The following is a 24,138-nucleotide window of genomic DNA, read 5'->3' as shown; positions in this document are numbered from 1 at the left end:
CTCAGAACACCTCGCCCAGCGCCGGGTCGTGGGTGTCGGCGGCGGTGCGCACCCCGGGCCGCTCGCCGCACAGCCGCGGCGTCGGGAACTGCTTGCCGGGGTTGGCGATGCCGTCGGGGTCGAAGGCGCAGCGCACCAGTTGCATGGTGTCCAGGTCGTCGGCAGAGAACTGGCGGGGCATCCGGGACTTCTTCTCCAGGCCGACGCCGTGTTCACCGGTGATGGAGCCGCCGGCGTCCACGCACAGGTCGAGGATGGTGAAGCCCAGCTCCTCGGCGGCGTGCGCGGCGCCGGGCACGGTGTCGTCGAAGAGGATCAGCGGGTGCAGATTGCCGTCGCCGGCGTGGAAGACATTGGCGACGCGGATGCCGGCGGCGTCGGCGAGCCTGCCGACCTCGGTGAGGATCTCCGGCAGCCGGGTGCGCGGGATGACGCCGTCCTGCACGTAGTAGGCCGGGCTGATCCGGCCGACGGCGGCGAAGGCCGACTTGCGGCCCTTCCACATCAGCGCCCGCTCGGCCTCGTCGCGGGCGATCCTGGTCTCGAACGCGTGCCGGGCCGCGGCGAGTTGCTCCACATGGTCGAACTGCTCGGCCACCTCGACGGCGGGGCCGTCGAGTTCGACCACCAGGACGGCCACCGCACCTTGCGGATAGCCGCAGTTGACGGCGGCCTCCGCGGCCTCGATGGCGAGCGCGTCCATCATCTCGATGGCGGCGGGCACGATGCCCGCGGCGATGATGTCGCTGACCGTGCCGGCCGCGTCCTCGACGCTGTGGAAGCCGACGAGCATGGTCCGTACGGTCTCGGGTGCCTGGATGGTGCGGACGGTGACGCGGGTGGCGACGCCGAGGGTGCCCTCGCTGCCGACGAAGGCGCCGAGCAGGTCGAGGCCCGGGTGCTCGGGCGCGGTGCCGCCGAGGTGCACCACCTCGCCGTCGGGCAGCACGACTTCGGCGCCCATGACGTGATTGACGGTGAAGCCGTACTTCAGGCAGTGGGCGCCGCCCGCGTTCTCCGCGACATTGCCGCCGATCGAGCAGACCTGCTGCGAGGAGGGGTCGGGCGCGTACGCCTGGCCGTACGGCGCGGCCTCCCGGGTCACCCACAGATTGATGACGCCGGGCTCGACGACGACGCGGGCGTTGTCGGGGTCGACGGCCAGGATCCGGCGGAGCCGGGAGAGCACGATCAGGACCCCGTCGGCCACGGGGACGGCGCCGCCGGAAAGGCCGGTGCCGGAGCCGCGGGCGACGAAGGGGACACCGGCCGCGGCGCACAGCCGTACGGTCGCCACCACGTCGTCGCGGTCGGCGGCGAGGACGACGACGGCGGGCCGTACCCGGAAGTTGGTCAGGCCGTCGCATTCGTAGGTGCGCAATTGGGCGGGGTCGGTGAGGACTTTGTCGGCGCCGATGGTGGCCCGCAGGCGGGCGGCGAGCGCCGGGGACTTCGGGGTCGCGTCGGCCGGGACGGCGGACATCGCGATCTCCTCCGATGTGTGACGAGGCGTGTGAGAGGTGGGCCGCGGCGGGTGCGGCGGCCGGGCGAGGTGGGTAGAAGGAGAGTCCGGGCGGCGGCCATCCGCCGGCCGCCGCCCGGGGCACCCGTCAGGTGCGGTGATGTGTCCGACGGGTGGGTGCGAAGGCCGTCTACTGGCCGGCGAGCGTCTTCTCGAGGCCGAGTTCGTCGGCCTTCGCGCAGTCGACGACGACATCGAAGTAGTTGTCGACGGAGGTGGCGCCGTTCACGAAGGGGTTGGGTCCGAAGCCGCGGCTGGGCAGCTCACGGGTCTTGGTGACCGCGTTGTCGAATTCGGAGTGGTTGGACAGCAGCACCGTGGCGCCCGCCTTGACGGCGGCCTTCTGCATCGTCTGCGCCGAGTTGATGTACTGGTTGAGGTTGGCGATGCCGGGGTCGGGCTTGTCGTTCTGGAAGCCCAGCGCGGTGCCGCCGGAGTAGGCGACGGTCAGCGGCTGCCCGTGGTCGTGGACCGTGAACAGGAACGACAGCGTGCCCGGAGTGTGGCCGGGGGTCGGGATGATGTGGAGCGTGGTGTCGCCCAGCTTCAGGTCGCGCTTCTTGGTGACGCGGATGCCGGTGGCGAAGTTCGGCGTCTGGCCCTTGAAGGTCTTGGGGTGCGTCTTCACCGCGTCCCAGTCGGCCGCTCCCATCACCACGCGCGCGCCCTTGGTGGCCTTCTGGACCACTTCGACGCCGCCGATGTGGTCGGCGTGCGCGTGCGAGATGACGATGTACTTGATGTCCTTCGGGTCGAAGCCGAACCGCTTCATCCCGTCGAGGATCAGGGTCTTGGCGCTGTACTGGTAGCCGGAGTCGATCAGGATCAGGCCGTCGCTGGTCTTGAGGATCCAGGCGCTGTGGATGGATCCGCCGACGAAGTAGAGATTGTCGAAGACCTGGGCCGAGTCGGCGTACCAGGTGTCCTTGGCCGGCGCCTTCGACGGGTCGTCGATGTACGCCGGTGTGGTGTCGCTGCTGCTGGGTGCGCCGTTGACCGGCGGCAGGAAGCACAGCCGGTTCAGGGTGCCGAGGTGTTCCAGTCCCGCCGCTGACTTCGCGGCCTTCTGCGCGGCGAGGATCTCCGCGTCGTAGTCCCGTGCCGGCTTGCCGTGCCCGCCGGACTGGGCGAGCACAGGTGTCGCGACGACTCCCCCGCCGACCAGGACGAATGCCGTGGCGGCCAGCGCGATGCGGGATCTGATGGGATTTCTCATGCGGGTGCTCCAGGGTGTTGGCGACAAGGTCGATTCCACCACTCGGTAGTTGAATACCGAATGGTGGAAGAATGCAGCCGCGCCATGAGCGTGTCAAGGGTCACAGATGGCCTGCATCACACTTGCGCCGCAAGGTAGTTCGGTTCTGATATGGATCAAGGCCGGGCCACAGCGCAGGCAGGCCGGCCGCCGACCACGGGGAACACCTCCGGCAGCAGAAAGCGCGGGGATTCAGCAGCTAGAGTGCTCAATCGTGGAACTGCGCCAACTCGAGTACTTCGTCGCGGTCGCCGAGGAGCGGCACTTCACCAGGGCGGCCCAGCGGATGCTGGTCTCCCAGTCGGGGCTGTCCGCCTCGGTGCGCGCGCTGGAGCGGGAGCTGGGCTCGCCGCTGTTCGTCCGCACCACCCGCAGCGTCGAACTCACCGGCGCGGGACGCGCGTTGCTGGTGGAGGCCACCCGCACACTGGCGGGCGCCCGCGCCGCGCGGGAGGCCGTCGCCGCCGTGCAGGGGCTGCTGCGCGGCACCCTCGCGGTCGGCATCGAACAGTGCGTCACCATCGACATCGGCGCCCTGCTGGCCCGCTTCCGGGCCCGGCACCCCAACGTCGAGGTGCGGCTGCGCCAGGCGGGCTCCGCCGTCCTGGCACAGGACATCGCCGACGGCCGTCTCGACGTCGCTTTCGTGACACTGCCGGGGCCGCCGCCGGACGGCGTACGGCTGCTGCCGCTCACCACCGAGCCGATGGTGCTGCTCTGCGACCCGGGGCACCGCCTGGCGGGCGAGCCGCAGGTCACATGGGCGGAACTGGAGGGCGAGACCTTCGTGGACTTCCACGGCGACTGGGGCGCCCGGCAGCTCACCGACCACGCCTTCGCCGCCTGCGGCGCCACCCGCCAGGTCGCCCTCGAGGTCTACGACGTCCATACGCTGATCGACCTGGTCAGGTGCGGCCTCGGCATCGCCGTGGTGCCGCGTCCGATCGCCCGCAAGGAATCCGCCGCGTCGCTGTGCGCGGTGCCGATGACCGGCGCCGGGGACCGCGGCTGGGCGGTCTCGGTCGCCGTCCCCGACACCGACCGGCCGAGCCCGGCGGCGCAGGAGCTGCTCGCGTACCTCGACCGCTGACCGGGAACCCGGACGGCCGACCGTGAAAGCCGACCGTGGGCGGGCGGCCCGGGGCCGGCCGGCCCTCTCCCGCCGCGCCCGGGCACCCGACTGCCCGCGACCGGGTGCCGGGCGGGAAACGTGCTCCTAGGCTGGCGTGGAGTTCGGTGCCCCGGGACAGAAGGGCACCGAAGGTCCGTCGATCGCGTGGAGGCCGCCCGTGGAGACAGCCGCTCCCCAGCCGCAGCAAGCACGCCCCACGACCCCGGTACCGGCCACGGCACCGGCCCCGCCCGGCGACGAGGAACTGGCAGCGCTCCTCGCCCACTGGCGGGCGGCGAATTACCTGTCCGTCGGCCAGATCTATCTGCTCGACAATGCCCTGCTCACCGAGGAGCTGCGGCCCGAGCACATCAAGCCCCGGCTGCTCGGCCACTGGGGCACCTCCCCCGGCCTGAATCTGGTCCACACCCACCTCAACCGGGTGATCACCGCGCGCGACCTGGACGCGATCTGCGTCTGGGGCCCTGGGCACGGCGGCCCCGCCGTGGTGGCCAACTCCTGGCTGGACGGGAGCTACTCCGCCACGTATCCGGACATCGGCCGGGACGCCGACGGCATGGCCCGGCTCTTCCGGCAGTTCTCCTTCCCCGGCGGCATACCCAGCCATGTCGCGCCGGAGACGCCGGGATCGATCCACGAGGGCGGCGAGCTGGGCTATTCGCTCTCGCACGCCTACGGCGCGGCCTTCGACAACCCGGATCTGCTGGTGGCCTGCGTGATCGGCGACGGCGAGGCGGAGACCGGCCCGCTGGCGGCCTCCTGGCACTCCAACAAATTCCTCGACCCCGTCCACGACGGAGCCGTCCTGCCGATCCTGCACCTCAACGGGTACAAGATCGCCAACCCGACGGTGCTCGCCCGGCTCGGCGAGGGCGAGCTGGACGAGCTGATGCGCGGCTACGGCCACGAGCCGATCCATGTCACCGGCGACGACCCGGTGGCGGTCCACCGGGCGATGGCCGTGGCCATGGACACCGCGCTCGACCGGATCGCCGCGATCCAGGACGCCGCCCGCGCCCGGCGGGACGGCGAACGCCCGCGGTGGCCGATGATCGTGCTGCGCACCCCCAAGGGCTGGACGGGACCCGCCGAAGTCGACGGACTCCCGGTGGAGGGCACCTGGCGTGCCCACCAGGTGCCGCTGTCCGGCGTCCGCGACAATCCGGAGCACCTGCGGCAGTTGGAGGCGTGGCTGCGCTCGTACCGGCCGGAGGAGCTCTTCGACGACGAGGGGCGGCCGACGGCCGCGGTGCTCGCCTGCGTCCCCCAGGGAGAGCGCCGGCTCGGTATGAATCCGCACGCCAACGGCGGTCTGCTGCTGCGCGACCTGCCGATGCCGCCGCTGGAGGACTTCGCCGTGCCGGTGGAGACACCGGGCGCGACCACCCACGAACCCACCCGGGTGCTGGGCGACCTGCTGGAGCGGATCATGGCCGCGACCACGCCGCGCCGCGACTTCCGTCTCGTCGGCCCGGACGAGACCGCCTCCAACCGCCTCGAAGCCGTCTACCGCGCCAGCGGCAAGGCATGGGAGGCGGAAGTCCTCGACACCGACGAGCACTTGCAGCGCGGCGGCCGGGTGATGGAGATCCTGTCCGAGCATACCTGCCAAGGGTGGCTGGAGGGCTACCTCCTGACGGGCCGTCACGGGCTGTTCTCCTGCTACGAGGCGTTCGTGCACATCGTCGACTCGATGGCCAACCAGCACATCAAGTGGCTGCGCACCGCGCGACGGCTGCGCTGGCGCCGCCCGATCGCCTCCCTCAACTACCTGCTGACCTCCCATGTCTGGCGGCAGGACCACAACGGCTTCTCGCACCAGGACCCCGGCTTCGTCGACCACGTGCTCAACAAGTCCCCCGAGGCCGTACGGGTCTACCTGCCGCCGGACGCCAACACCCTGCTGTCGGTGGCCGATCACGTGCTGCGCAGCCGCGACTACGTCAATGTCGTCGTCGCGGGCAAGCAGCCGTGCTTCGACTGGCTCGGCCTGGACGACGCCCGCGCCCACTGCGCGCGCGGCGCGGGCCTGTGGGAGTGGGCCGGGACCGACGACGGCAGCCGCGTCCCCGATGTGGTGCTGGCCTGCGCCGGCGACGTCCCGACCCAGGAGGTGCTGGCGGCCTCCGCGCTGCTGCGCCGGCACCTGCCCGATCTGGCGGTCCGGGTGGTCAATGTGGTGGACCTGGCCCGGCTGCTGCCCGAGGCGGAGCACCCGCACGGCATGCCCGACCGCGAATACGACGCCCTCATGCCGCCCGGCACCCCGGTGATCTTCGGCTACCACGGCTACCCCTGGCTGATCCACCGGCTCACCTACCGCCGCGCCAACCACGCGGATCTGCATGTGCGCGGCTACAAGGAGGAGGGCACCACCACCACACCCTTCGACATGGTCGTCCGCAACGACCTGGACCGCTACCGCCTGGTGATGGACGTCATCGACCGCGTCCCGGGCCTGGCCGTACGCGCCTCCGGGCTGCGCCAGCAGATGGCCGACGTCCGGTTCCGCCACCACGACTGGATCCGCGAGCACGGCGCCGACCTGCCGGAGGTCGCCGACTGGAGCTGGGCGGAGGCGATCCGCCCGCTGACGAGCTGAAAGCCGCCGCCGGACGGGCGTGAACGGCCGAAGGCCGCCGTCCGGCGGCCGGCCGTCACGCCGTAGGGTGACCCTGGCCAGGGAGGGGAACCCGATGATCACCGAACCCGAGATGGTGGACTCGTCCGACGACGGCGACGGCGACCGGCCCGGAGGCGTCGAAGCCGTCGAGGCCATCGAGCAGGGGCCGTTGCCGCCCGGCGGGGCGGCCGGGCGGCCCGGCGGCGCCTGGTGGCACCGGCCCTGGGCGTGGGCGCTCGCCGGGGTCCTGGTGACCTCGGCGGTGTGGGCCGGAGTGCTCAGGAGCACCCATGACGACGACAGCGGTACACCGGACCTGCACGGCTACCACCTGACCGAGAGCCCCTGCACCGGGCAGAATCTGCAACCGCTGGTGGACCGGCTCAGCGCGACCACGGTCAGCTCGGACGACGGGCCGGTGATCACCGGCAGCACGCTCGACCACGTCTCGTGCGACCTGACCGGGGACACCTCGGCGGGCGACGGCTGGTCGACCTCGTACACGATCTCCGTCACCGTCGACCTGCACAAGAAGACCGACCCGTCACCGGAGTTCGAGGACGCGGTGAAAGTGGCGGTGTCGGCGCCGGGCGGCACGCTCTTCGGCGGCTATGGGTATGTGCCGGCGACCGATCAGCACACCGAACCGCTCAGCGGACTCGGCGACCGCGCCTATCTCACCACCGGCACCTTCAGCCAGTCCGTGAACGTCCAGCACGGCGGAGCCGTCTTCTCGCTCAGCGTCAGCGCCGACAACGCGTGGAACGGTGAAGGCGCGCCCCCCACCAAGGCGGACGGCGCCGCGGAGCGTCCGCTCGTGGCCGACACCCGGGCGTACGCGGCGGAGCTGCCCCGTACGGTGCGGCATCTGATGAGCGTGCTCGCCAAGCCTTGATGCCCTGAAGCGCTGAAGCCCGAAGCGCTCAAGCCTGAACGGCCGCCCGCCGTACGGCCCGTCAGGCCCGGTCAGGCCCAGAACGCCTGGGCGAGCGCCGTACCGGTGAAGGCGGCGCCCAGGCCGGCGGCCACGCTGGCCACCGCGTTGGCGGCGGCGTAGAAGCGTGCGCCGCTCTCGGCCAGCCGCAGCGTCTCGTAGGAGAAGGTCGAGTAGGTGGTGAGCGTGCCGCAGAAGCCGGTGCCGACGAGGAGTTGGACGTGCGAGGACGCGGCGCCCTCGGCGACCGCGCCGGTGATCAGGCCGAGGACCAGGCAGCCCACGACATTGATGGTGAAGGTGCCCCAGGGGAAGGCGCTGTCGTGCCGTCGCTGCACGGCGCGGTCGGTGAGATAGCGCGCCGGGGCGCCGACCACGGCTCCGACGATGACCAGCAGCCAGTTCATCGCGCCCCCGCCTCTTCCGCCGTCTCGTCCGCCCGCTCGAACCGTTCCGCCCGCGCCGCGATCCGTCCGGCCACGAGCCGGCGCGTCGCGCTCGCCGCCGCCCACACCGCGACCAGGGCGGCGACCAGGGTCAGCGCCAGATACGCCAGGCCGGTACGGGCGTGCCCGCCGTCGACCAGCGCGCGGATGTCGGTGGCGTAGGTGGAGAAGGTGGTGAAGCCGCCGAGCACCCCGGTGCCGAAGAAGGGCCGCACCAGGCGGTGGGCGCTCCAGAAATCGGTGATCAGCACCATGAACACCCCGATGACCGCGCAGCCCACCGCGTTGATGAGCAGCGTCGTCCAGGGGAAGGCGCCGGGTGCCGTCGTCCAGATCAGACCGGCACCGTAGCGGGCGCAGGCGCCGATCGCGCCGCCGATCGCGACCATCGCCACCACCGGCGCCTGGCTCTCGCCGGACTGCCTGCGCTGGACGGGATCGTGCAGGTCGATATCGGGGTCGACGGGCTCTTCGGCCGTCGTGGACCGTGCTTCTGGCACCTTCGTCTCCTACTCACCGGGCCGGGCCGCGCCGGCATGGCACGCCCGTGTCGCAAGTAGGGACCGTTGACGGCCGCGTCGCCGTGGTTCGGATACGGCGGGCCCCACCGCCGCGCGGCGCTCCGGGGAGCATCGCAGATCCCCCAGCGTACCGGCCGCGGCGCGCGGACCGCGACCGGGTCACCCCTCTCCCCGGCGGCGCGGAACCGGGGCACGGGTGCCGTGGGGAACGCGCGGGGCCGGGGACACGCGCGGGGCGCCGCCGTGGGAGTCTGGCTCCGCCGCAGCCGCGCCACCACGAGGGAGAGTCCTGTGCCGACGTATCAGACCTCGATCACCATTCACGCGTCCGTCGAACGGGTGTGGGCGGTCCTCACCGACGTCGAGAACTGGCCCGCGCTGACCGCGTCGATGACCTCGGTCCGGGGCCTGGACGGCAGGGAGATCGCGGTGGGCAGCAGATTCGAGGTCGAGCAGCCCAAGCTGCGCAAGGCGGTGTGGACGGTCACCGACCTCACCGAGGGCACCCGCTTCTCCTGGGAGTCCGCGAGCACCGGTGTGACCACGCGCGGCGACCACCTGCTCGTCGCGGACGGCGCGGACACCCGGATGACCCTGGTGGTCCACCAGCGCGGCGCGCTCGCCGGGCTGGTCGGCCTGGTGGCGGGCGGGATGACCCGCCGCTACATCGAGATGGAGGCGGCCGGCCTCAAGGAACGCAGCGAAGCACCCGCCTGAGCGGCCCGTCGCCACGGCGTAGGTGTGCCTCGCAGCCCCGCACACGGGGAAGGCGCCGATACGGCCTCAGGCGCGGTCGATGTGCACGTTGGTGGACTTCACCCGGGCGGTGGCCTGCATGCCGACCTCGAGGCCCAGCTCCTCGACCGCCTCGCGGGTCAGCAGGGACACCAGCCGGTGCGGCCCGGCCTGGATCTCCACCTGGGCCGCCACGTCGCCGAGTTTCACGGCCGTGACGATGCCGGGGAAGGCGTTGCGCACCGAGGTGTACGACACCTCCTCGTCGCCGGAGTCGGACTGCGCGATCTCCACCGAGAAGGCGGCGAGGTCGCGGCCGTCGATGAGCCGGCGGCCGTTGTCGTCGCGGTGGGTGGCGACCCGGCCGCCGTCCGCCCAGCGGCGGGCCGTGTCGGGGCTGACGCCCAGGAGCCGGGCGGCCTGGCCGATCGTGTAGGACTGCATGGGGAAGACAATAGGCGCGCCGCGCGCCGGTCCCCGCGTCCGTGTCCCGTCGCCGCGTCCGTGTCCCGTCGCGCCCTGCCCGTATGTCCGCGCCCGGGTGCCCGCACCGGTATGTCCGCGCCCGCACCCGTATCCCGCTCCCGTGCTTCTGTGACCAGTGGTGTCCCGGTGAATCCGGGGGGACGACCGGTGCGCGCGCTGGAAGAGAGCGCTCTCATGACGCTTGACACACCGTCGCGCGGCCCGCGAGGGTACGTCTCCGAGAGAGCGCTCTCAACCGGCTCTCGATCCTCCTCCCTGCCGTCGTCAGAAGTCAGAAGGTGGTCGTCGCTCATGTCTTCGTCCAGGGCCGCGGACAGTGCACTTCCCCAGGCGCCGCCGGTGCCGCGGTCCGAGCGGCAGCCGCTCGGCGCCGGGGAGCACGGCGGTCCGGGCCGCCGCCGTTCGCTGATCACCACGGCGGCCTTCGCCGGCGTGCTGCCGGTGACGGCGGGGGCGACGACCGGCGCGGCGCACTCCCCCGCGCGGCCGACCCCGGACACCCACCCGGACTTCGGCCCGCACGTCACGGTCTTCGACCCGACAATGCCCGCCGCCGGCGTCCAGGCCGCCCTGGACGCCGCGACCGCGGCGCAGGTCGCGAACGAATCCGGCCCGCGGCGCCACGCGTTCCTGTTCAAGCCCGGTACGTACGACGTGGACGCGCGGCTCGGCCACTACACCTCGGTCGCGGGCCTGGGCCTGTCCCCCGACGACGTGACGATCAACGGCGCGGTGCGAGCCGAGGGGCAGCCGCGGCCGGGCGGCGGCGACAGCGCGCCGGCCGACGTCTGGCGCTCGGCCGAGAATCTGGCCGTGGTGCCGACCGACGGCATCAACCGGTGGGCGGCGTCCCGGGCCGCGTCGCTGCGCCGGGCGCACATCCGCGGCCGGCTCTTCCTCCTCCCGCACCAAGACGGCTTCTCCAGCGGCGGATTCATCGCCGACTCGGTGGTGGACGGCCAGGTGGTCAACGCCTCGCACCAGCGGTGCCTCATCCGGGACAGCGCGGTCGGCTCCTGGTCCGACGGCGTGTGGGACCAGGTCTTCGCCGGTGTGACCGGCGCGCCCGAACAGCCCTTCGCGAAACAGTCCCCGCCGTACACGGCGCTGCCGGCCGGCCCCCTCAGCCGTGAGAAGCCCTTCCTCTACGTCGATTCCGCAGGCCGCTTCCGGGTGTTCCTGCCGTCGCCGCGGTACGACGCGGTCGGCGCGTCCTGGACCGGCGGTACGACGCCGGGTTCCTCCGTGCCGATCGAGCGGTTCTTCATCGCCAGGCCCACGGACTCGGTGCGCGCCGTCAATCGCGCGCTGGCGCAGGGCAAGCACCTGCTGCTGACCCCCGGTGTCTACCGGCTCGCGGAGTCCATCAAGGTCAAGTGGTCCGGCACCGTGGTGCTGGGTATCGGCTTCCCGACCCTGGTGCCGGTCGGCGGCGCGGTGCCGATGAAGGTCGCCGACGTCACGGGCGTACGTATCGCGGGGCTGCTCTTCGACGCCGGTACGACCGAGTCGCCCGCGCTGCTCGAGGTCGGCAGCAGGCGCGGCCGGCGCACCGACCCGTGCGATCCCACCTCGTTGCAGGACGTGTTCTTCCGGGTCGGCGGCGCGGGCCCGGGCCGGGCCGCCAGGGGCCTGGTCGTCAACAGCGACAATGTGCTGCTCGACCACGTCCGCGTGTGGCGCGCCGACCACGGCACGGGGGTCGGCCGGACGGTCGACACCGCGCAGACCGGTGTGGTCGTCAACGGCGACGACGTCCTGGCCACCGGCCTTTTCGTGGAGCATTACCGGAAGGACGACGCCGTCCGGAACGGTGAGCGCGACCGCACCGTCACGGTCCCCGAGGCGTTGCCGTACGACCCGCCGGATCGGGCCGCCCACGGCCGTCACGGCACCGCGCGCCGGGCCGCGTACGAAGTGGCGGACACCGTGTGACCGTGTGATCGACGGCTTCGGTGCGGCGGCGCGGGGTTCTGCCACGGTGCCGGCCCCGGACGCCGGCCCCCCATCGCCACGGGCATCGCTCTCGCTTTTGTTACAGCTGGTAACTCCCTCGACGCCGCGTAAGGTTTCCACAAGCGTCAAACAGGCCCGCGCCGTGCGGGCGGAGCGATCCAGGAGAGGAGGCGGCCCGATGGCGGAGCCGTCCCCCGGCGGCACGGGCGCGGGCCCGAGCGGCGCCGCGACCGGGCCACGGGCCAGATTCCGCGACCAGGTCCGTGGGGAGAGCAAGCAGATCGCCCTCGACCAGCTCGCGCAGGGCGGCCCGCAGGCGCTGTCGCTCAATGGCATCGCCAAGGCCCTGGGCATGTCGGGCCCGGCGCTCTACCGGTACTTCGCCAACCGCGACCGGCTGCTCACCGAGCTGGTCATCGACGGCTACCGGGACCTGGCGCAGGCGCTGCGGTCGGCGGCGGAGGCGGCCGCGGGGCAGCAGGCGCCGGCCGGGATGGCGGCGGTGGCCGCCGCGTACCGCGACTGGGCGGTGGCCCAGCCCCACCGCTACCGGCTGCTGTTCCGGGCCCCGCTGGTCGGCTACGACCCACAGGCGAACGAACTGGTCGAGGCGTCGCAGCCGGCCATGGAGGTGGCGGTCTCGGTCGTCGCGCCGCTGTTCGGCGGCCCCACCGAGGCGGCGGTCTTCCACACGATGAGCCTGTGGGCGGGCCTGCACGGCCTGGTGAGCCTGGAGATCGAGGACAACTTCACCTCGATGGGCGTCGACCCGGCGCCGCTGTACGAGCAGCAGCTCCTGGCGGTGCGGCAGGCGGCGGCAGTCGCGGTCACGGCCGGAACCGCAGCCGCAGCCGCAGCCGAGGCGTAGACCGTACGCGGCGGGCGGGAGCATGACACACGGACCGGTGGGTAGCCGAGGGACAAGCAGCGCACCATCGGAGGTGACCGCACATGCTGATCCTGGGACTGCTGCTCCTGGCCGGAGCCGGTGTCTTCACCGGACTCGTGATCGCCGACAACACATCCGGAGGTCCCGACTACAACGTGTCCGTACTCGGGCACTCCATCGCGACGATGAACTCGCTGGAGATCTTCTGCGCCGGTCTGGCGCTCGCGCTGATCTTCTGCCTGGGCGCGGCGATGGCCATGGCGGGCGGGGTGAGCCGGCGGCACAGGTCGCGCAAGCTCACCGAAGCGCGCAGGAGCGCCGCCGAGAACGCGCGGGAACGCGACGCGCTCGCGGCCCGGCTCGACACGATGACCGAGCAGGAGACCGCGCCCGCCGCCCGTGAGGGCCACGCGCCCGACCACGCGTACGAACCCGACGGGACGCCGGGCTACGGCGCGGACACCGGGCGGGCCGCCGACGACGACCGGCCGCCGGAGCGGGCGGGTGCGACACGGCACCGGCACGCGCGGCACCTGTTCGGCCACTGAGGCCGGACCTGGACAGGGTGCGGCCGGCCGCGACCGCGAATCCGTGATGCCGGGCGGTCACCGCCCGGCCGCGCCCCTGCCCGTACCGGTCACCTACTCGTATCGGTCCCCTACCCGTGCCAGTTCCTTACCCGTATCGGTACCGCTGCCGCAAACGGCCTTCCTGCGGTCGAGGTGTCCGATTATGATGCGGATCACGCCGCCCCGTGCGGGGGCGGCCCGCGCAGTGCCCGGATATCCATGTCGACGACGATGACGGCGGAGAAGTCGGGAAGGCCATGGCAGAGCAGGGTGCGCTCCGGCACCGCAGGACCGTGCTGGAGAACGAATGGGCCCGCCGCGTACCGCAGTTGAGGTCCGCGGGCGGCTATCCGGCAGGCCCGGCGCCGCTGCGCCGCGAGGTCACCGAGTCATGGGTGCGCAGCGTCGGCACTGTCGACCCGGCCCGGGACAGCGCCCCGGTCAGCGAGGACGGCGCGGTCCATCCCCGGTGGAAGGGCTCGCCCTTGCGGGCGCCGGTCACCGATCTCTCCGCGGAACTGCGCAGCATCGCCGAGGACGCGGGTTTCGTGGCGGCGGTCACCGACGAGTCCGGGACGATCCTGTGGACCTGCGGCGGCCGGCTCATGCGGCGCCGGGCCGAGCGGGTCAACTTCGCCCCGGGCGGGCGCTGGGACGAGGGCGCGATGGGTACCAACGCGCTGTCGCTGGCGCTGCGCACCGGCCGTCCGAGCACCGTCTTCTCCGCCGAGCACCTGGTGGCCGCGCTGCACGGCTGGGTCTGCTACTGCGCGCCGATCCACGCCCCGGACGGCCGGGTGCTCGGCGTCCTCGACCTGTCCACCACCTGGGACCGGTCGCATCCACTGGCCCTGCCGACGGTACGGACGCTGGCCTCGGCGATAGAGGCCAGGCTGCTGGACGTCGCGGGTGAGCCGGAGCGGCCGGCGGGACTCGATCTGCGCTGCCTCGGCTCGGTGCGGGCCACCAACGACGGGCAGCCGCTGCACCTTCCGCCGCGGCAGCTGGAGATCCTGACCCTGCTCGCGCTGGAGCCCGACGGCTTCGCGCCGGACCGGCTGCGCGCCTGTCTCTACGGCGACCGGCCGGTGACCGCGTCCACCTTCAAGGCCGAACTGTCGCATCTGCGGCGCGCGCTGAACGGCGGTGTGGCGACCCGCCGTTACGCGCTGACCGTGCCGGTGAACTGCGACGCGGCCGAGGTGCTGCGGGCGTTGGAGTACGGCGACCTGGACGCCGCGGTGACGCACTACCGCGGCCCGCTGCTGCCGATGTCCGAGGCGCCGGGCATCGTGGCCTGGCGCGAGCACCTCGAAGTGGTGGTGCGCGAGGCGGTGTTGGCGGACACCAGCCCGGAGCACGCGCTGCGCTACGGCGAGCGCGCGCCGTACGACGTCGCCGTGCACGAGCACGCGCTGCGGCTGCTGGGTCCTGGCGACGCCCGCCGGGGCATCGCGGCCGGCAGGCTGACCGCCGCGCTGGAGATCTGACACCGCGTCGTATCGGGCCGGTACCCCCGGAAGCGGGCGCCGACCTTTCGCCACCGCGGGCGCCAACCTTTCGCCAACCTCGGGCGACCACAGTGAGTGCCGACACCGTAACCCGCACACCGGTACACCGGTTCACCGAGGAGCGCCGACATGGTCTACGCGCAGCCAGGCACCGAGGGCAGTATCGTCAGCTTCGCCCAGCGGTACGACAACTTCATCGGCGGCGACTGGGTCGCCCCGGTCGAGGGGCAGTACTTCGACAATCCGTCCCCGGTCACCGGCCAGACCTTCTGTCAGGTGGCGCGGTCCACCGCGCCCGACATCGAACTCGCCCTGGACGCCGCGCACGCGGCGGCCGGACCGTGGGGCCGCACCTCGGCCACGGAGCGGGCGAACATCCTCAACAAGATCGCCGACCGGATCGAGGAGAATCTCGAGAAGCTCGCGGTGGCCGAGACCTGGGAGAACGGCAAGCCGGTCCGCGAGACCATGGCTGCCGACCTGCCGCTGGCGGTGGACCACTTCCGCTACTTCGCGGGTGCGTTGCGCGCGCAGGAGGGCAGCATCTCGGAGATCGACGCCGAGACCGTCGCCTACCACTACCACGAGCCGCTCGGCGTGGTCGGGCAGATCATCCCATGGAACTTCCCGATCCTGATGGCCACTTGGAAGCTGGCGCCGGCGCTCGCCGCGGGCAACTGCGTGGTGATCAAGCCGGCCGAGCAGACACCGGTCAGCCTGCTGGTGGTGATCGAGCTGATCGCCGATCTGCTGCCCGCCGGTGTGGTCAATGTCGTCAACGGCTTCGGGGTGGAGGCGGGCAAGCCGCTGGCATCCAGCCCCCGGGTGGCGAAGGTCGCCTTCACCGGCGAGACCACCACCGGCCGGCTGATCATGCAGTACGCCAGCGAGAACATCATTCCGGTGACGCTGGAGCTGGGCGGCAAGAGCCCCAACATCTTCCTGCCCGACGTGATGGCCGCCGACGACGACTACCTGGACAAGGCCATCGAGGGCTTCGTGATGTTCGCCCTCAACCAGGGCGAGGTCTGCACCTGCCCGTCCCGCGCCCTGATCCACTCCTCGATCTACGACGAGTTCATGGCGCGCTGCCTGGAGCGCACCCGCGCCATCGTCGGCGGCAACCCGCTGGACCCGGCGACCATGCTCGGCGCGCAGGCCAGCAACGACCAGTACGAGAAGATCCTTTCGTACTTCGACATCGGCAAGCAGGAGGGCGCCGAGATCCTCACCGGCGGCACCTCCCGTACCGTCCCCGGCCTCGAAGGCGGCTTCTACATCGAGCCGACCGTCTTCCGCGGCACCAACAACATGCGGATCTTCCAGGAGGAGATCTTCGGCCCGGTCGTCTCGGTCACCACCTTCGACTCCACCGACGAGGCCCTCAAGCTCGCCAACGACACGTTGTACGGCCTCGGCGCGGGCGTCTGGACCCGCGACGGCAACACCGCCTACCGGCTCGGCCGGGAGATCAAGGCCGGCCGCGTCTGGACCAACTGCTACCACGCCTACCCGGCACACGCGGCCTTCGGCGGCTACAAGAATTCGGGCATCGGCCGCGAGAACCACAAGATGATGCTGGAGCACTACCAGCAGACCAAGAACCTCCTGGTCTCCTACTCCCCGAAGAAGCTCGGCTTCTTCTAGGCCGCCAACGGCGTTGCCTGGCCTGGCATTTACCGGGCCAGGCACCGCCTTGGCCCACTCGGCGCCGTCGGCTCAGCCGACCGGCCCGTCCCGGAATGCTGTGCCGTGGCTGCCCCAAAAGCTGTTCCGACGGATTCAGAATTTTAGCCGGAGCCGCGCACAGATTTACTTTCGTGGCGGCCGTAATTGCGTTATCCGGCCTGCTCGGTGCCCCTAGGCGTGCTACTGTCGTCTCGGTTGCGGTCGTGGTTCCCAATACTTCAGGTGTTTCGGTCGGCGTTAGCGCCGCTGAAGAATTCCTGGTAATTCCGATTTTTCCGGTCGGGGTAATCATCGCGGCGACACGGGATTCGTACCGTGCGGATTCCGGTGCACTGCCCCGAAGGAGAACGACATGAGTTCAGGCACCGTGAAGTGGTTCAATTCGGAAAAGGGCTTCGGCTTCATCGAGCAGGACGGTGGCGGCGCTGACGTGTTCGCCCACTACTCGAACATCGCCGCCCAGGGCTTCCGTGAACTGCTCGAAGGCCAGAAGGTGACCTTCGACATCGCGCAGGGCCGGAAGGGCCCGACGGCCGAGAACATCGTTCCCGCCTGACGCGCCCGACCCACTTGCGGCTGGGGCCCGCACCCTCCGGTCGAGGGATCAGGCCGGACGCTGGCTGCGGAGTTCTTCGTTGATGCGCTGGGCTTCCTCCAGCTGATCCTCAAGGATGATGATGCGGCACGCGGCCTCGATGGGCGTGCCGGAGTCGACGAGTTCGCGCACCCGTCCGGCGATGCGGAGCTGGTAGCGGGAATAGCGGCGGTGGCCGCCTTCGGACCGTAGGGGCGTGATCAGGCGGTGTTCGCCCAACGCGCGCAGGAAGGCGGGCGTGGTGTCGAGCATCTCGGCAGCCCGGCCCATGGTGTAGGCGGGATAGTCGTCGTCGTCGAACTTGTCCGCAGGGCGGGTACCGCGAGGGGGCATAGACCTCTTCTTCCGGGGACGCATCGAGGGGTCCGAGCGCCAACAGGCGCTCGGACCCCGAGCTTTCAACACCATCTGCCGGCTGACTGCGCCGGTCTCCTTCTTCCACAGGCCCGCCTGCGAGGTCGGGACTGCAGGGATCGCGGTTGCGTGACCGGGGACCACCTTCCAATCCGGGGTCTGCGGTACCCGGGCGGACATCGTCCGGTCCCGGGCGATCCTGATGGCGTCTGCTCCTTACCTTTTCGACCGATCTGTACTGGCTGGTGACACGGTACTGCTGTGCGGCCCCTCGGGTCGCTCGACCCGACCGCCAGCGGAAGAACCCACCACTTCCGGCTCCGCCGCTCCGCTGTCGGGTCGCTCCTGCATTGACCTGCTTGCGCGGCAGTTCACCTCTGCCGCGCCCGACTGATCTCTGGGCTACGAAGAAAACCTTAGCCCCCGCCGACCCCAATGTCTACTGTCGCCATGACAGATTTTCTCCAGTGTCGGCCTATCGGTCGGCGGCTGGAGCCGGCTCAGGATGTGGTGCCAGGTGCCGTCCCACTGCCACCGACGGACCAGGTCGCTACGCGGCCACGCGGCCGGTGGCCAGCGGCCGGCGGATCGGTCGGCAACGGGATCCGTCCGCCGAACACCGTCGTAACGAATGCATTCGTGATAGCGTCGCCGCATGAGAATCGCCGACAGTGCCCGAACGCCGCGCAGCAGGCGTGAGCGGCCGTCGAAACCGCCTCTCACCCGGCAGGGGATCATCGACGCCGCCCTGGTCATCCTGCGGGAGGAGGGCCTGAAGAAGGTGAAGATGACCCGTATCGCCGCCGCGCTCGATACCGGTCCGGCTTCGCTGTACGTCTATGTGCGCGACACCGAGGACCTGCACGCACAGATCCTCGACGCGCTGCTGGCGGCCGTCGACGTACCGCCGGCCGGGGCGGGAACGTGGCGCGAGCGGCTGAAGGTGCTGCTGGCCGGCTACGCGGAGGTGCTGTTCTCCTACCCGGAGATCTCCAGGATGGCGTTGTCCACGCAGCCGAACGGCCCGAATTACCTGCGGCTGGGCGAGGCGGTGCTCGATCTGCTCGCCGAAGGCGGTGTCTCGGACCGGGCCGCGGCCTGGGGTCTGGATCTGCTGCTGCTGTTCCCGACCGCGGTCGCGGTCGAGCACAGCCAGCGGCCCGCGGCCCGGCGGAGCAAGGATCTGGAGGCACTCTCCGAGCAGATCACCGCACTGGACGAGAGCCGCTATCCCAACATCGTCCGGCTCGGCGGCGAGCTGATGTCCGGGGACGGCTCGTCCCGTGCGGACTGGTCCTTCGACGTCCTGCTCGACGGGATCATGGCCGCCTCCGCGCGCGAACTCAGTGGAAACGGATGAACCCGTAATCCGGCCCGTCACCCAAGCCCGTCACCACCGTGGGGGGCGGGGCCGGGAGGTCTTCCCCTGGTCCGTGTTCTGCGCATACACGGCGCGCACGCACGGCTCACGAGCTGACGCGGCTGCCGAGGTCCACGGTCAGCGGTAAAGGCGCCATCGGGCCCAGGCGCAGCCACGCCCCGCCCACCGGGCATTCGCTGAGCCGACCGACCGGCGGTGTTCCCGGCTCCCCGTACGCATGACGCGGCGCCCGCTACCCACCCTCACACGTCCTCCTCCTCGACTCTTCCTCCCGCACAGCACCGGACTCCTACGGGGCGGCACCCGCCGCCCCCAAGGGTGCGGCGCACACGCACATCCAGCGTCAGCGAATGCATTCCTCACGAATGCATTCGTCACTCAGCCCAACCGCCGCCGTGCGCGGCCGACCCTGCGGAGACCCGATGAAAGCTCTGTCGAGATTTGCGATCGCCCATCGGTGGTGGGTCATCGTCGGCTGGACAGCCGCGATCGTGCTGATCCAGATTCTGGCCTCCTCGGCCGGGGGCGCGACGTACAAGGACGACTTCAAACTGCCGGGGACCGAGTCCCAGGCCGCCTCCGATCTGCTGGCCGGAGCGAATCTCGCCGAGCAGAACAACCCGACCGGCACGCTCGTACTGCACTCCGGGAAAGGGGACTTGACGACCGAACCCGCGGACTTCGTCAGCAGGGCGAAGGCCGCGGTCTGCGGAGTCGGCGCAGCTCATGTCGCTACGATCACCACACCGTGGGGGACGGCCGCCTGTACGGCCGCCGACGGCAGGGACGACGCCGCACCGCGGCCCGATCTGATCAGCCGGGACAGAACCACGGCGATAGTCGAGGTCGCTTTCAACGAGCCGAAGCCCTCCGACTCCACGCCGAAAGTCGTGTACCAACACCTGAAGAGCCTGCGGTCCGACACTCTCCACATCGAGTTCACCGGCGACACCTTCGACAGCGTCGACGCTTCCACACCCGCGCTCTCACCCCAGACGCTGGGCTTCCTGGCGGCCCTCGTCATCCTGGCGATCGTCTTCCGCACATTCGGGGCCACACTCCTGCCGATGATCAGCGCTGCGGCGGCTCTCGGCTGCGGTCTCGGGCTGATCGCCCTGTTGACCCATGCGATGCCGGTGACCGACTTCACCTCCGCCCTGGCCGAGTTGATGGTGATCGGGGTGGGGATCGACTACGCCCTGTTCATCGTCACCAGACACCGCCGCAATCTGCTCAGGGGCATGAGCGTCGAGGACTCGATCGTCAACGCGCTCAACACCTCCGGCCGGGCGGTGCTGTTCGCCGGCATCACCGTCTGCATCGCCATCCTCGGTCTGTGTGCGCTGGCCACGAGCTTCCTCTACGGCGTAGCCATCGGCACCTCCATCGCCGTCAGCCTCACCATGCTGGCATCGCTGACGCTGCTCCCCGCCACACTGTCCCTGCTGGGCCGCCGCGCGCTCCCGCGCTCGCAGCGCGAGGCACTGCCGTCGGACCGCCGGGTCACCCTCCTGCTGTGCGTCATCCCGCCGGTGTGCGTCCTGTTCTGGGCGCTGTACGTCCTGCGGTGGGTGCTGCGGCGGGCCACCGCACGGCTCGCCGCGCGGCGCGACGCCTCGGCCCGCCCGCCCCTGTGGACGCGCTGGGCCACGTTCGTACAGCGCCGCTCACTGATCGTCGGTGTCTTCGCGGCAGTGCTCCTGGCCGTCCTGGCGATCCCGTTCTTCTCCCTGCGGCTCGGCCACCCCGACCAGAGCAACACCCCCGCCGCATCGACCAGTCACAAGGGTTACGACCTCATCAGGGACGCCTTCGGCAAGGGGTACAACTCCAACCTGCAACTGGTCGTCGGTGGTTCGCGGGCGACCGACAAGGCGTTCCTCACCCAGCTCACCGGGACGCTGGCCACCGTTCCCGACGTCGACAAGGCGAGCATCACCGCGCTCCCGGTCGGCAAGGACATCGCCTTCGTCACCTTCAAGTCGGTCAGCGGTCCGCAGGACGCCAGTACCGTGCACCTGGTCGAGAACCTCCGGAACAACATCCTGCCGCCCCTGCACAAGGGCGGCGACACACAGGTGTACGTGTACGGCGACACGGCGGTGTTCGTCGACTTCTCCGCGGCGCTGGCCGCCAAGATGATCTACTTCGTGCTCGCCGTGGTCGGGCTGTCCTTCCTGCTCCTCATGGCGGCCTTCCGCAGCGTCGTCGTCGCGGCCACCGCGGCGACCATGAATCTGCTCGCGGCCGGCGCCTCGTTCGGCGCGGTCGTGGCGGTCTTCCAGTGGGGCTGGTTCAGCGAGCCGCTCGGCCTGGGATCCGGCGGACCCGTCGACGCGTTCCTGCCCGTCCTGTTCTTCGCCATCCTCTTCGGCTTGTCCATGGACTACCAGGTGTTCCTGGTCAGCCGCATCCACGAGGAGTGGGTCCACTCCCGCGACAACCACCGGGCCGTCACCGTCGGCCTGTCCGAGACCGGCGGCATCATCACCGCGGCCGGCCTCATCATGATCACCGTGTTCAGCGGATTCCTCCTCGGCGACGGACTCGTGATCAAGCTGCTCGGCCTCGGCCTCGCCAGCGCGGTCCTCCTGGACGCCTTCATCGTCCGGCCAATGCTCGTCCCCTCGATCATGCAGTGGCTCGGCAGGGCCAACTGGTGGTTCCCGGCCTGGCTGGACCGGATCACCCCCCATGTCTCCATCGAGGGGCGGGACGACACCGAGGCGCCCGCGAAACTGGAACCGCTACCGGAGTAACCTCCGGCTTGGGCCGCGCCCCGTCTTCGTCCGTCCCCGGGTCATGCCCCGGGGACGAGGGCGCGTGGGAACACGGCCCCTGTCGCCCCACCATGCCAAGCCGAGGAGCAAGTCTGCGCGTCGGTCAGGGTGCGGCGCACTCTCCGAGGACGGCGTGTGGGAGACCCGCTCGTGCCCCAACCCCCGCTGCAGCGGCACCTGGCGGCACCGTGCCCTGTACGTCGCCAGGCCCGGCGACGCAACGGAGCCCGACGCGCTGAAGTAACGGCCGTCGCAAGCCCAACGGACGAAGGCCGGCCCCGCGGTTCGCACTGGGACCGCCGCTGGGGCAGCACCGGGACGGAGCGCACACCGAGCCTATCCAGCACGTGCGGCGGGGCGTCGGCGATCGACTCGCCGACCACGAGCAGGGAGGTCGACCCGGCCGGCACCGCGCACGCAGTCAAGGTGAGGACGACGGCGAGCGCGTGCCGCACTCCGCGCGGATCGCGTGGGTCGGGCACCCGGGCCAGCCGCTCCAGGAGATCGGGCACCTCTGCGGACGGGATCGACGTTGATGCGTCGACGGGCACGATTTCCAGGCGGGTTACGGGGCGTAGAGCACTCCATGATCACGGGATGCGGCGGGCCAGATCCCGGATCAGGCTCTGCTTCGTACCCCACGACTTCGCATGCCGGGTCCACTCCTGCGGGTACCTCGCCTCCCGCTCCAAGAAAAGCAACACATAGGGCAGCCGCGGCGACGTGGCCGGGTCCTCTCCCACAGGGGAATTCCACAACCCATCAGGTAGCGAACCCCTCTGGGCCTGCTGGTACTTCTGGCGAGCCTGCAGAAACGCCGGCTCCCGGTACTGCTCGTCCACTCCCAGAGGCCGCGTCAGCCACCACATCTCGTTGGACCGGCCGAGTGCGTCCGCGACCTTCCTCTGGGCCTCAGCCAGACGAACAAGCGCCGCGGTTCTCGCGGCCAAATCATCCGCTATCAGCTCGAACGCCCAGCCCAGCCGCTCATCCCACACGCGAGCGTCGTCCGCGCCGGCACCTGCTCTGCCAGCCGACCGTGATCGCCGGCGGCCCGGGACCGAAGTGCTACGGGATCGGTCCTACGCCGGTGCGTCGAGCCGTGCTGTCAGTTATCGATTCCGCTCCGGGGCCGCCGGCAAAAGCCCCTGGTTATCCCTCTGGAAGCGGACGACGCCGGGCCGGCCCCGGATACCGAGGGGGCCGTGGTGGGCCGGCCGCCGGAGATCGGCGCAGCCACCCCCATCGGCCTCGGCTGCCGCATCTGCGAACGCCGCGACTGCGCCCAGCGCGCCCGCCCCCCGGCCCGCGGTGCGCCCGGTGTCAGAGGCTGGAGTCGGCCGCCTCTGACACTGGGGCGGCCTGGCGGCGGGCACGGTACTCGACGCGGGCGAGCAGGATCGTGGGCACGGCCGCGGCGATCGCGATCGCGAGGACCCACACGAATGTGGATCCGAACGCGTCGGCCTGCGCGGCGGGTCCGGACCGGTGCCGGAGCCGGTCGGTGAGGACGACGGTGAGCACGGCGGTGCCGATCGCGCCGCCGACGCGCTGGAGGACGTTGAGCTGCGGGGTGGCGTCGGGGATCTTGTCCGGCGGCAGGGCCTGGTAGGCGGCGGTCATCGCCGGAATGATCGACAGCCCGAACCCGACGCCGCGGACCACCATCACGACGCACAGCAGGACGTAGGAGGTGGTCGCGGTCAGGAACACGAACGGGACGGTCGAGACCACCAGAACGACGGCGCCCGCAAGGGAGGTGGCCCCGGCGCTGTAGCGGTCGGTGAAGGGCGCGGAGAGCAGCGCGCCAAGGCCGGTCGGTGCGAGCAGCAGCCCCGCGAGGATCACTCCGTCGCCGCGAACGGTCTGGAAGTACAGCGGCATGAGGATCATCCCGCCGTAGTTCGCGGCGCCCAGGGCGAACTGGGCGGCGGACGCGGCGGTGAAAGCCCGGTTGGCGTACAGCCGGAGGTCGAGCATCGGCTGCTCGGCCCGCAGCGCGTGGAGGACGAAGCCGGCCAGGGCCGCCAGTCCGAGCGGCAGCGCGACCGCGGCCTCCGTGTCCAGCCCGGCCGCGACGCCCACCTCCGCCAATCCGTAGGTGACGCCCACGATCCCGGCGGAGGCCAGGACCAGGCCGATCACATCCACCCGTCCCGCGTCGCCGCCCCTGGGCATCGGCAGGAGCCGCAGAGCGAGCAGGACGCCGACGACGCCGAAGGGGATGTTGAGCCAGAAGATCGCACGCCAGCCGATGCCCTGGATGAGCAGACCGCCGATGGCGGGTCCGAGCGTCGGGGCGAGCACGATCGGCACCGCGATCAGCGCCATCACCCGTCCCATCTGTGCCTTCGAGGACTGCGCGGTCCAGATCATGGTGCCGACCGGCATGATCGCCCCGCCGCCGACGCCCTGCAGTACGCGAGAGGCGATCAGCATTCCCACGCTCTGCGAGCACGCGCACAGCACCGACCCGACGGTGAACACCGTCAGCGCGGCGACGTACAGCCGAGCGGCGCCGAACCGGCGGGCCGCCCAACCGGTCAGGGGGATGACCGCGGCGAGCGCGAGGAGGTACGCGGTCACCACCCATTGCACGGTCCCCAGTCCGGCGTGCAGGTCGACCGAGAGGGTGTGCAGCGCGACGTTGACGACCGTCGAGTCCAGGAACGACAGCGACGCGCCGATCATCACCACCCCCACCGACCGGCGCAGGGCGGGCGAGAACGGTTCGACGGGGACGGTCACGTCCGCACCGCC

21 protein-coding genes and 1 pseudogene are annotated in these 24,138 nt (G+C 71.1%); 13 read left to right on the top strand and 9 right to left on the bottom strand.

Translation table 11 applies throughout. The annotated features are described in order from the left end of the window. Position 1: 1 nt before the first annotated feature. Positions 2 to 1,483 (bottom strand): FAD-linked oxidase C-terminal domain-containing protein, encoded by a 1,482-nt coding sequence (locus BM076_RS21735; protein WP_093715331.1) that lies wholly within the window; start codon positions 1,481 to 1,483, stop codon positions 2 to 4. A gap of 169 nt (positions 1,484 to 1,652) precedes the next feature. Next, entirely contained in the window at positions 1,653 to 2,738 is a 1,086-nt protein-coding gene (locus BM076_RS21730) for an MBL fold metallo-hydrolase (protein WP_093715330.1), read from the bottom strand. Between the two features lie 253 nt (positions 2,739 to 2,991). On the opposite strand from BM076_RS21730, the gene BM076_RS21725 reads away from it, so the two are divergent. The 3 genes from BM076_RS21725 (at position 2,992) to BM076_RS21715 (ending at position 7,427) form a co-directional block, all read left to right on the top strand. Further along, complete coding sequence (locus BM076_RS21725) at positions 2,992 to 3,867, top strand: LysR family transcriptional regulator (protein ID WP_093715329.1); 876 nt, start codon at positions 2,992 to 2,994, stop codon at positions 3,865 to 3,867. Between the two features lie 199 nt (positions 3,868 to 4,066). Continuing rightward, complete coding sequence (locus BM076_RS21720) at positions 4,067 to 6,511, top strand: phosphoketolase family protein (protein ID WP_093715328.1); 2,445 nt, start codon at positions 4,067 to 4,069, stop codon at positions 6,509 to 6,511. 94 nt (positions 6,512 to 6,605) lie between these two features. Beyond that, a complete protein-coding gene (locus tag BM076_RS21715) occupies positions 6,606 to 7,427 on the top strand; it encodes a hypothetical protein (RefSeq protein WP_093715327.1) in 822 nt (273 codons plus the stop codon). Between the two features lie 71 nt (positions 7,428 to 7,498). On the opposite strand, the gene crcB is transcribed toward BM076_RS21715, so the two are convergent. Together crcB and BM076_RS21705 are read right to left on the bottom strand one after the other, a co-directional pair. Beyond that, positions 7,499 to 7,873: a fluoride efflux transporter CrcB gene (gene crcB / locus BM076_RS21710; protein WP_093715326.1), complete on the bottom strand. Its 375-nt coding sequence runs from the start codon at positions 7,871 to 7,873 to the stop codon at positions 7,499 to 7,501. Next, complete coding sequence (locus BM076_RS21705) at positions 7,870 to 8,412, bottom strand: fluoride efflux transporter FluC (protein WP_407640688.1); 543 nt, start codon at positions 8,410 to 8,412, stop codon at positions 7,870 to 7,872. The genes crcB and BM076_RS21705 overlap by 4 nt, the downstream gene beginning before the upstream one ends. A 312-nt stretch (positions 8,413 to 8,724) precedes the next feature. On the opposite strand from BM076_RS21705, the gene BM076_RS21700 reads away from it, so the two are divergent. Then, a complete protein-coding gene (locus tag BM076_RS21700) occupies positions 8,725 to 9,150 on the top strand; it encodes an SRPBCC family protein (protein ID WP_093715325.1) in 426 nt (141 codons plus the stop codon). A gap of 66 nt (positions 9,151 to 9,216) precedes the next feature. Here BM076_RS21700 and BM076_RS21695 read toward each other — a convergent pair whose 3' ends face one another. After that, positions 9,217 to 9,612, bottom strand: a complete 396-nt coding sequence (locus BM076_RS21695) for a TOBE domain-containing protein (RefSeq protein WP_093715324.1) — start codon at positions 9,610 to 9,612, stop codon at positions 9,217 to 9,219. A 333-nt stretch (positions 9,613 to 9,945) separates the two neighbouring features. Between BM076_RS21695 and BM076_RS21690 the strand changes: the two genes are divergently transcribed. The 6 genes from BM076_RS21690 (at position 9,946) to BM076_RS21665 (ending at position 16,824) form a co-directional block, all read left to right on the top strand. After that, positions 9,946 to 11,589 carry a hypothetical protein gene (locus BM076_RS21690; RefSeq protein ID WP_143120606.1) on the top strand — a complete coding sequence of 548 codons (1,644 nt, stop codon included), beginning with the start codon at positions 9,946 to 9,948 and terminating at the stop codon, positions 11,587 to 11,589. Between the two features lie 199 nt (positions 11,590 to 11,788). Further along, complete coding sequence (locus BM076_RS21685) at positions 11,789 to 12,478, top strand: TetR/AcrR family transcriptional regulator (protein WP_093715322.1); 690 nt, start codon at positions 11,789 to 11,791, stop codon at positions 12,476 to 12,478. A gap of 83 nt (positions 12,479 to 12,561) precedes the next feature. Further along, positions 12,562 to 13,047 carry a hypothetical protein gene (locus BM076_RS37645; protein WP_245796205.1) on the top strand — a complete coding sequence of 162 codons (486 nt, stop codon included), beginning with the start codon at positions 12,562 to 12,564 and terminating at the stop codon, positions 13,045 to 13,047. A 278-nt stretch (positions 13,048 to 13,325) separates the two neighbouring features. Continuing rightward, entirely contained in the window at positions 13,326 to 14,558 is a 1,233-nt protein-coding gene (locus BM076_RS21675; RefSeq protein ID WP_093715321.1) for a helix-turn-helix domain-containing protein, read from the top strand. A gap of 150 nt (positions 14,559 to 14,708) precedes the next feature. Then, a complete protein-coding gene (adh, locus tag BM076_RS21670) occupies positions 14,709 to 16,226 on the top strand; it encodes an aldehyde dehydrogenase (protein ID WP_093715320.1) in 1,518 nt (505 codons plus the stop codon). Positions 16,227 to 16,620: 394 nt separating this feature from the next. After that, complete coding sequence (locus BM076_RS21665) at positions 16,621 to 16,824, top strand: cold-shock protein (RefSeq protein ID WP_093715319.1); 204 nt, start codon at positions 16,621 to 16,623, stop codon at positions 16,822 to 16,824. A gap of 48 nt (positions 16,825 to 16,872) precedes the next feature. On the opposite strand, the gene BM076_RS21660 is transcribed toward BM076_RS21665, so the two are convergent. Further along, positions 16,873 to 17,196 carry a MerR family transcriptional regulator gene (locus BM076_RS21660; protein WP_093715318.1) on the bottom strand — a complete coding sequence of 108 codons (324 nt, stop codon included), beginning with the start codon at positions 17,194 to 17,196 and terminating at the stop codon, positions 16,873 to 16,875. A gap of 676 nt (positions 17,197 to 17,872) precedes the next feature. On the opposite strand from BM076_RS21660, the gene BM076_RS21655 reads away from it, so the two are divergent. Next, entirely contained in the window at positions 17,873 to 18,577 is a 705-nt protein-coding gene (locus BM076_RS21655) for a TetR/AcrR family transcriptional regulator (protein ID WP_093715317.1), read from the top strand. A 443-nt stretch (positions 18,578 to 19,020) separates the two neighbouring features. Continuing rightward, positions 19,021 to 21,357 (top strand): MMPL family transporter, encoded by a 2,337-nt coding sequence (locus BM076_RS21650; RefSeq protein WP_177246549.1) that lies wholly within the window; start codon positions 19,021 to 19,023, stop codon positions 21,355 to 21,357. 41 nt (positions 21,358 to 21,398) lie between these two features. Here the strand turns inward: BM076_RS21650 and BM076_RS37640 are convergent, their stop codons facing one another. Beyond that, positions 21,399 to 21,890: a transposase family protein gene (locus tag BM076_RS37640; RefSeq protein WP_456151211.1), complete on the bottom strand. Its 492-nt coding sequence runs from the start codon at positions 21,888 to 21,890 to the stop codon at positions 21,399 to 21,401. A gap of 78 nt (positions 21,891 to 21,968) precedes the next feature. After that, positions 21,969 to 22,376 carry a hypothetical protein gene (locus BM076_RS21640; protein ID WP_245796204.1) on the bottom strand — a complete coding sequence of 136 codons (408 nt, stop codon included), beginning with the start codon at positions 22,374 to 22,376 and terminating at the stop codon, positions 21,969 to 21,971. A gap of 234 nt (positions 22,377 to 22,610) precedes the next feature. Here BM076_RS21640 and BM076_RS35720 point away from each other — a divergent pair. Further along, positions 22,611 to 22,691 (top strand): annotated as a pseudogene (locus BM076_RS35720) (short-chain fatty acyl-CoA regulator family protein); the annotation flags it as partial. Positions 22,692 to 22,701: 10 nt separating this feature from the next. Here BM076_RS35720 and BM076_RS21630 read toward each other — a convergent pair. Further along, positions 22,702 to 24,126, bottom strand: a complete 1,425-nt coding sequence (locus BM076_RS21630; RefSeq protein ID WP_245796203.1) for an MDR family MFS transporter — start codon at positions 24,124 to 24,126, stop codon at positions 22,702 to 22,704. Positions 24,127 to 24,138: the final 12 nt, after the last annotated feature.

The organism is Actinacidiphila alni, assembly GCF_900112845.1.
Classification (GTDB): Bacteria; Actinomycetota; Actinomycetes; order Streptomycetales; family Streptomycetaceae; genus Actinacidiphila; species Actinacidiphila alni.
This window is presented reverse-complemented; position numbering and strand designations above follow the sequence as displayed.

Excerpts from the sequence above, each read along its gene's own strand:
- BM076_RS21735 (WP_093715331.1), bottom strand. The coding sequence starts at position 1,483 with ATGTCCGCCGTCCCGGCCGACGCGACCCCGAAGTCCCCGGCGCTCGCC.
- BM076_RS21730 (WP_093715330.1), bottom strand. The coding sequence starts at position 2,738 with ATGAGAAATCCCATCAGATCCCGCATCGCGCTGGCCGCCACGGCATTC.
- BM076_RS21715 (WP_093715327.1), top strand. The coding sequence starts at position 6,606 with ATGATCACCGAACCCGAGATGGTGGACTCGTCCGACGACGGCGACGGC.
- crcB (WP_093715326.1), bottom strand. The coding sequence starts at position 7,873 with ATGAACTGGCTGCTGGTCATCGTCGGAGCCGTGGTCGGCGCCCCGGCG.
- BM076_RS21695 (WP_093715324.1), bottom strand. The coding sequence starts at position 9,612 with ATGCAGTCCTACACGATCGGCCAGGCCGCCCGGCTCCTGGGCGTCAGC.
- BM076_RS21690 (WP_143120606.1), top strand. The coding sequence starts at position 9,946 with ATGTCTTCGTCCAGGGCCGCGGACAGTGCACTTCCCCAGGCGCCGCCG.
- BM076_RS21685 (WP_093715322.1), top strand. The coding sequence starts at position 11,789 with ATGGCGGAGCCGTCCCCCGGCGGCACGGGCGCGGGCCCGAGCGGCGCC.
- BM076_RS37645 (WP_245796205.1), top strand. The coding sequence starts at position 12,562 with ATGCTGATCCTGGGACTGCTGCTCCTGGCCGGAGCCGGTGTCTTCACC.
- BM076_RS21675 (WP_093715321.1), top strand. The coding sequence starts at position 13,326 with ATGGCAGAGCAGGGTGCGCTCCGGCACCGCAGGACCGTGCTGGAGAAC.
- adh (WP_093715320.1), top strand. The coding sequence starts at position 14,709 with ATGGTCTACGCGCAGCCAGGCACCGAGGGCAGTATCGTCAGCTTCGCC.
- BM076_RS21665 (WP_093715319.1), top strand. The coding sequence starts at position 16,621 with ATGAGTTCAGGCACCGTGAAGTGGTTCAATTCGGAAAAGGGCTTCGGC.
- BM076_RS21660 (WP_093715318.1), bottom strand. The coding sequence starts at position 17,196 with ATGCCCCCTCGCGGTACCCGCCCTGCGGACAAGTTCGACGACGACGAC.
- BM076_RS21655 (WP_093715317.1), top strand. The coding sequence starts at position 17,873 with ATGAGAATCGCCGACAGTGCCCGAACGCCGCGCAGCAGGCGTGAGCGG.
- BM076_RS21650 (WP_177246549.1), top strand. The coding sequence starts at position 19,021 with ATGAAAGCTCTGTCGAGATTTGCGATCGCCCATCGGTGGTGGGTCATC.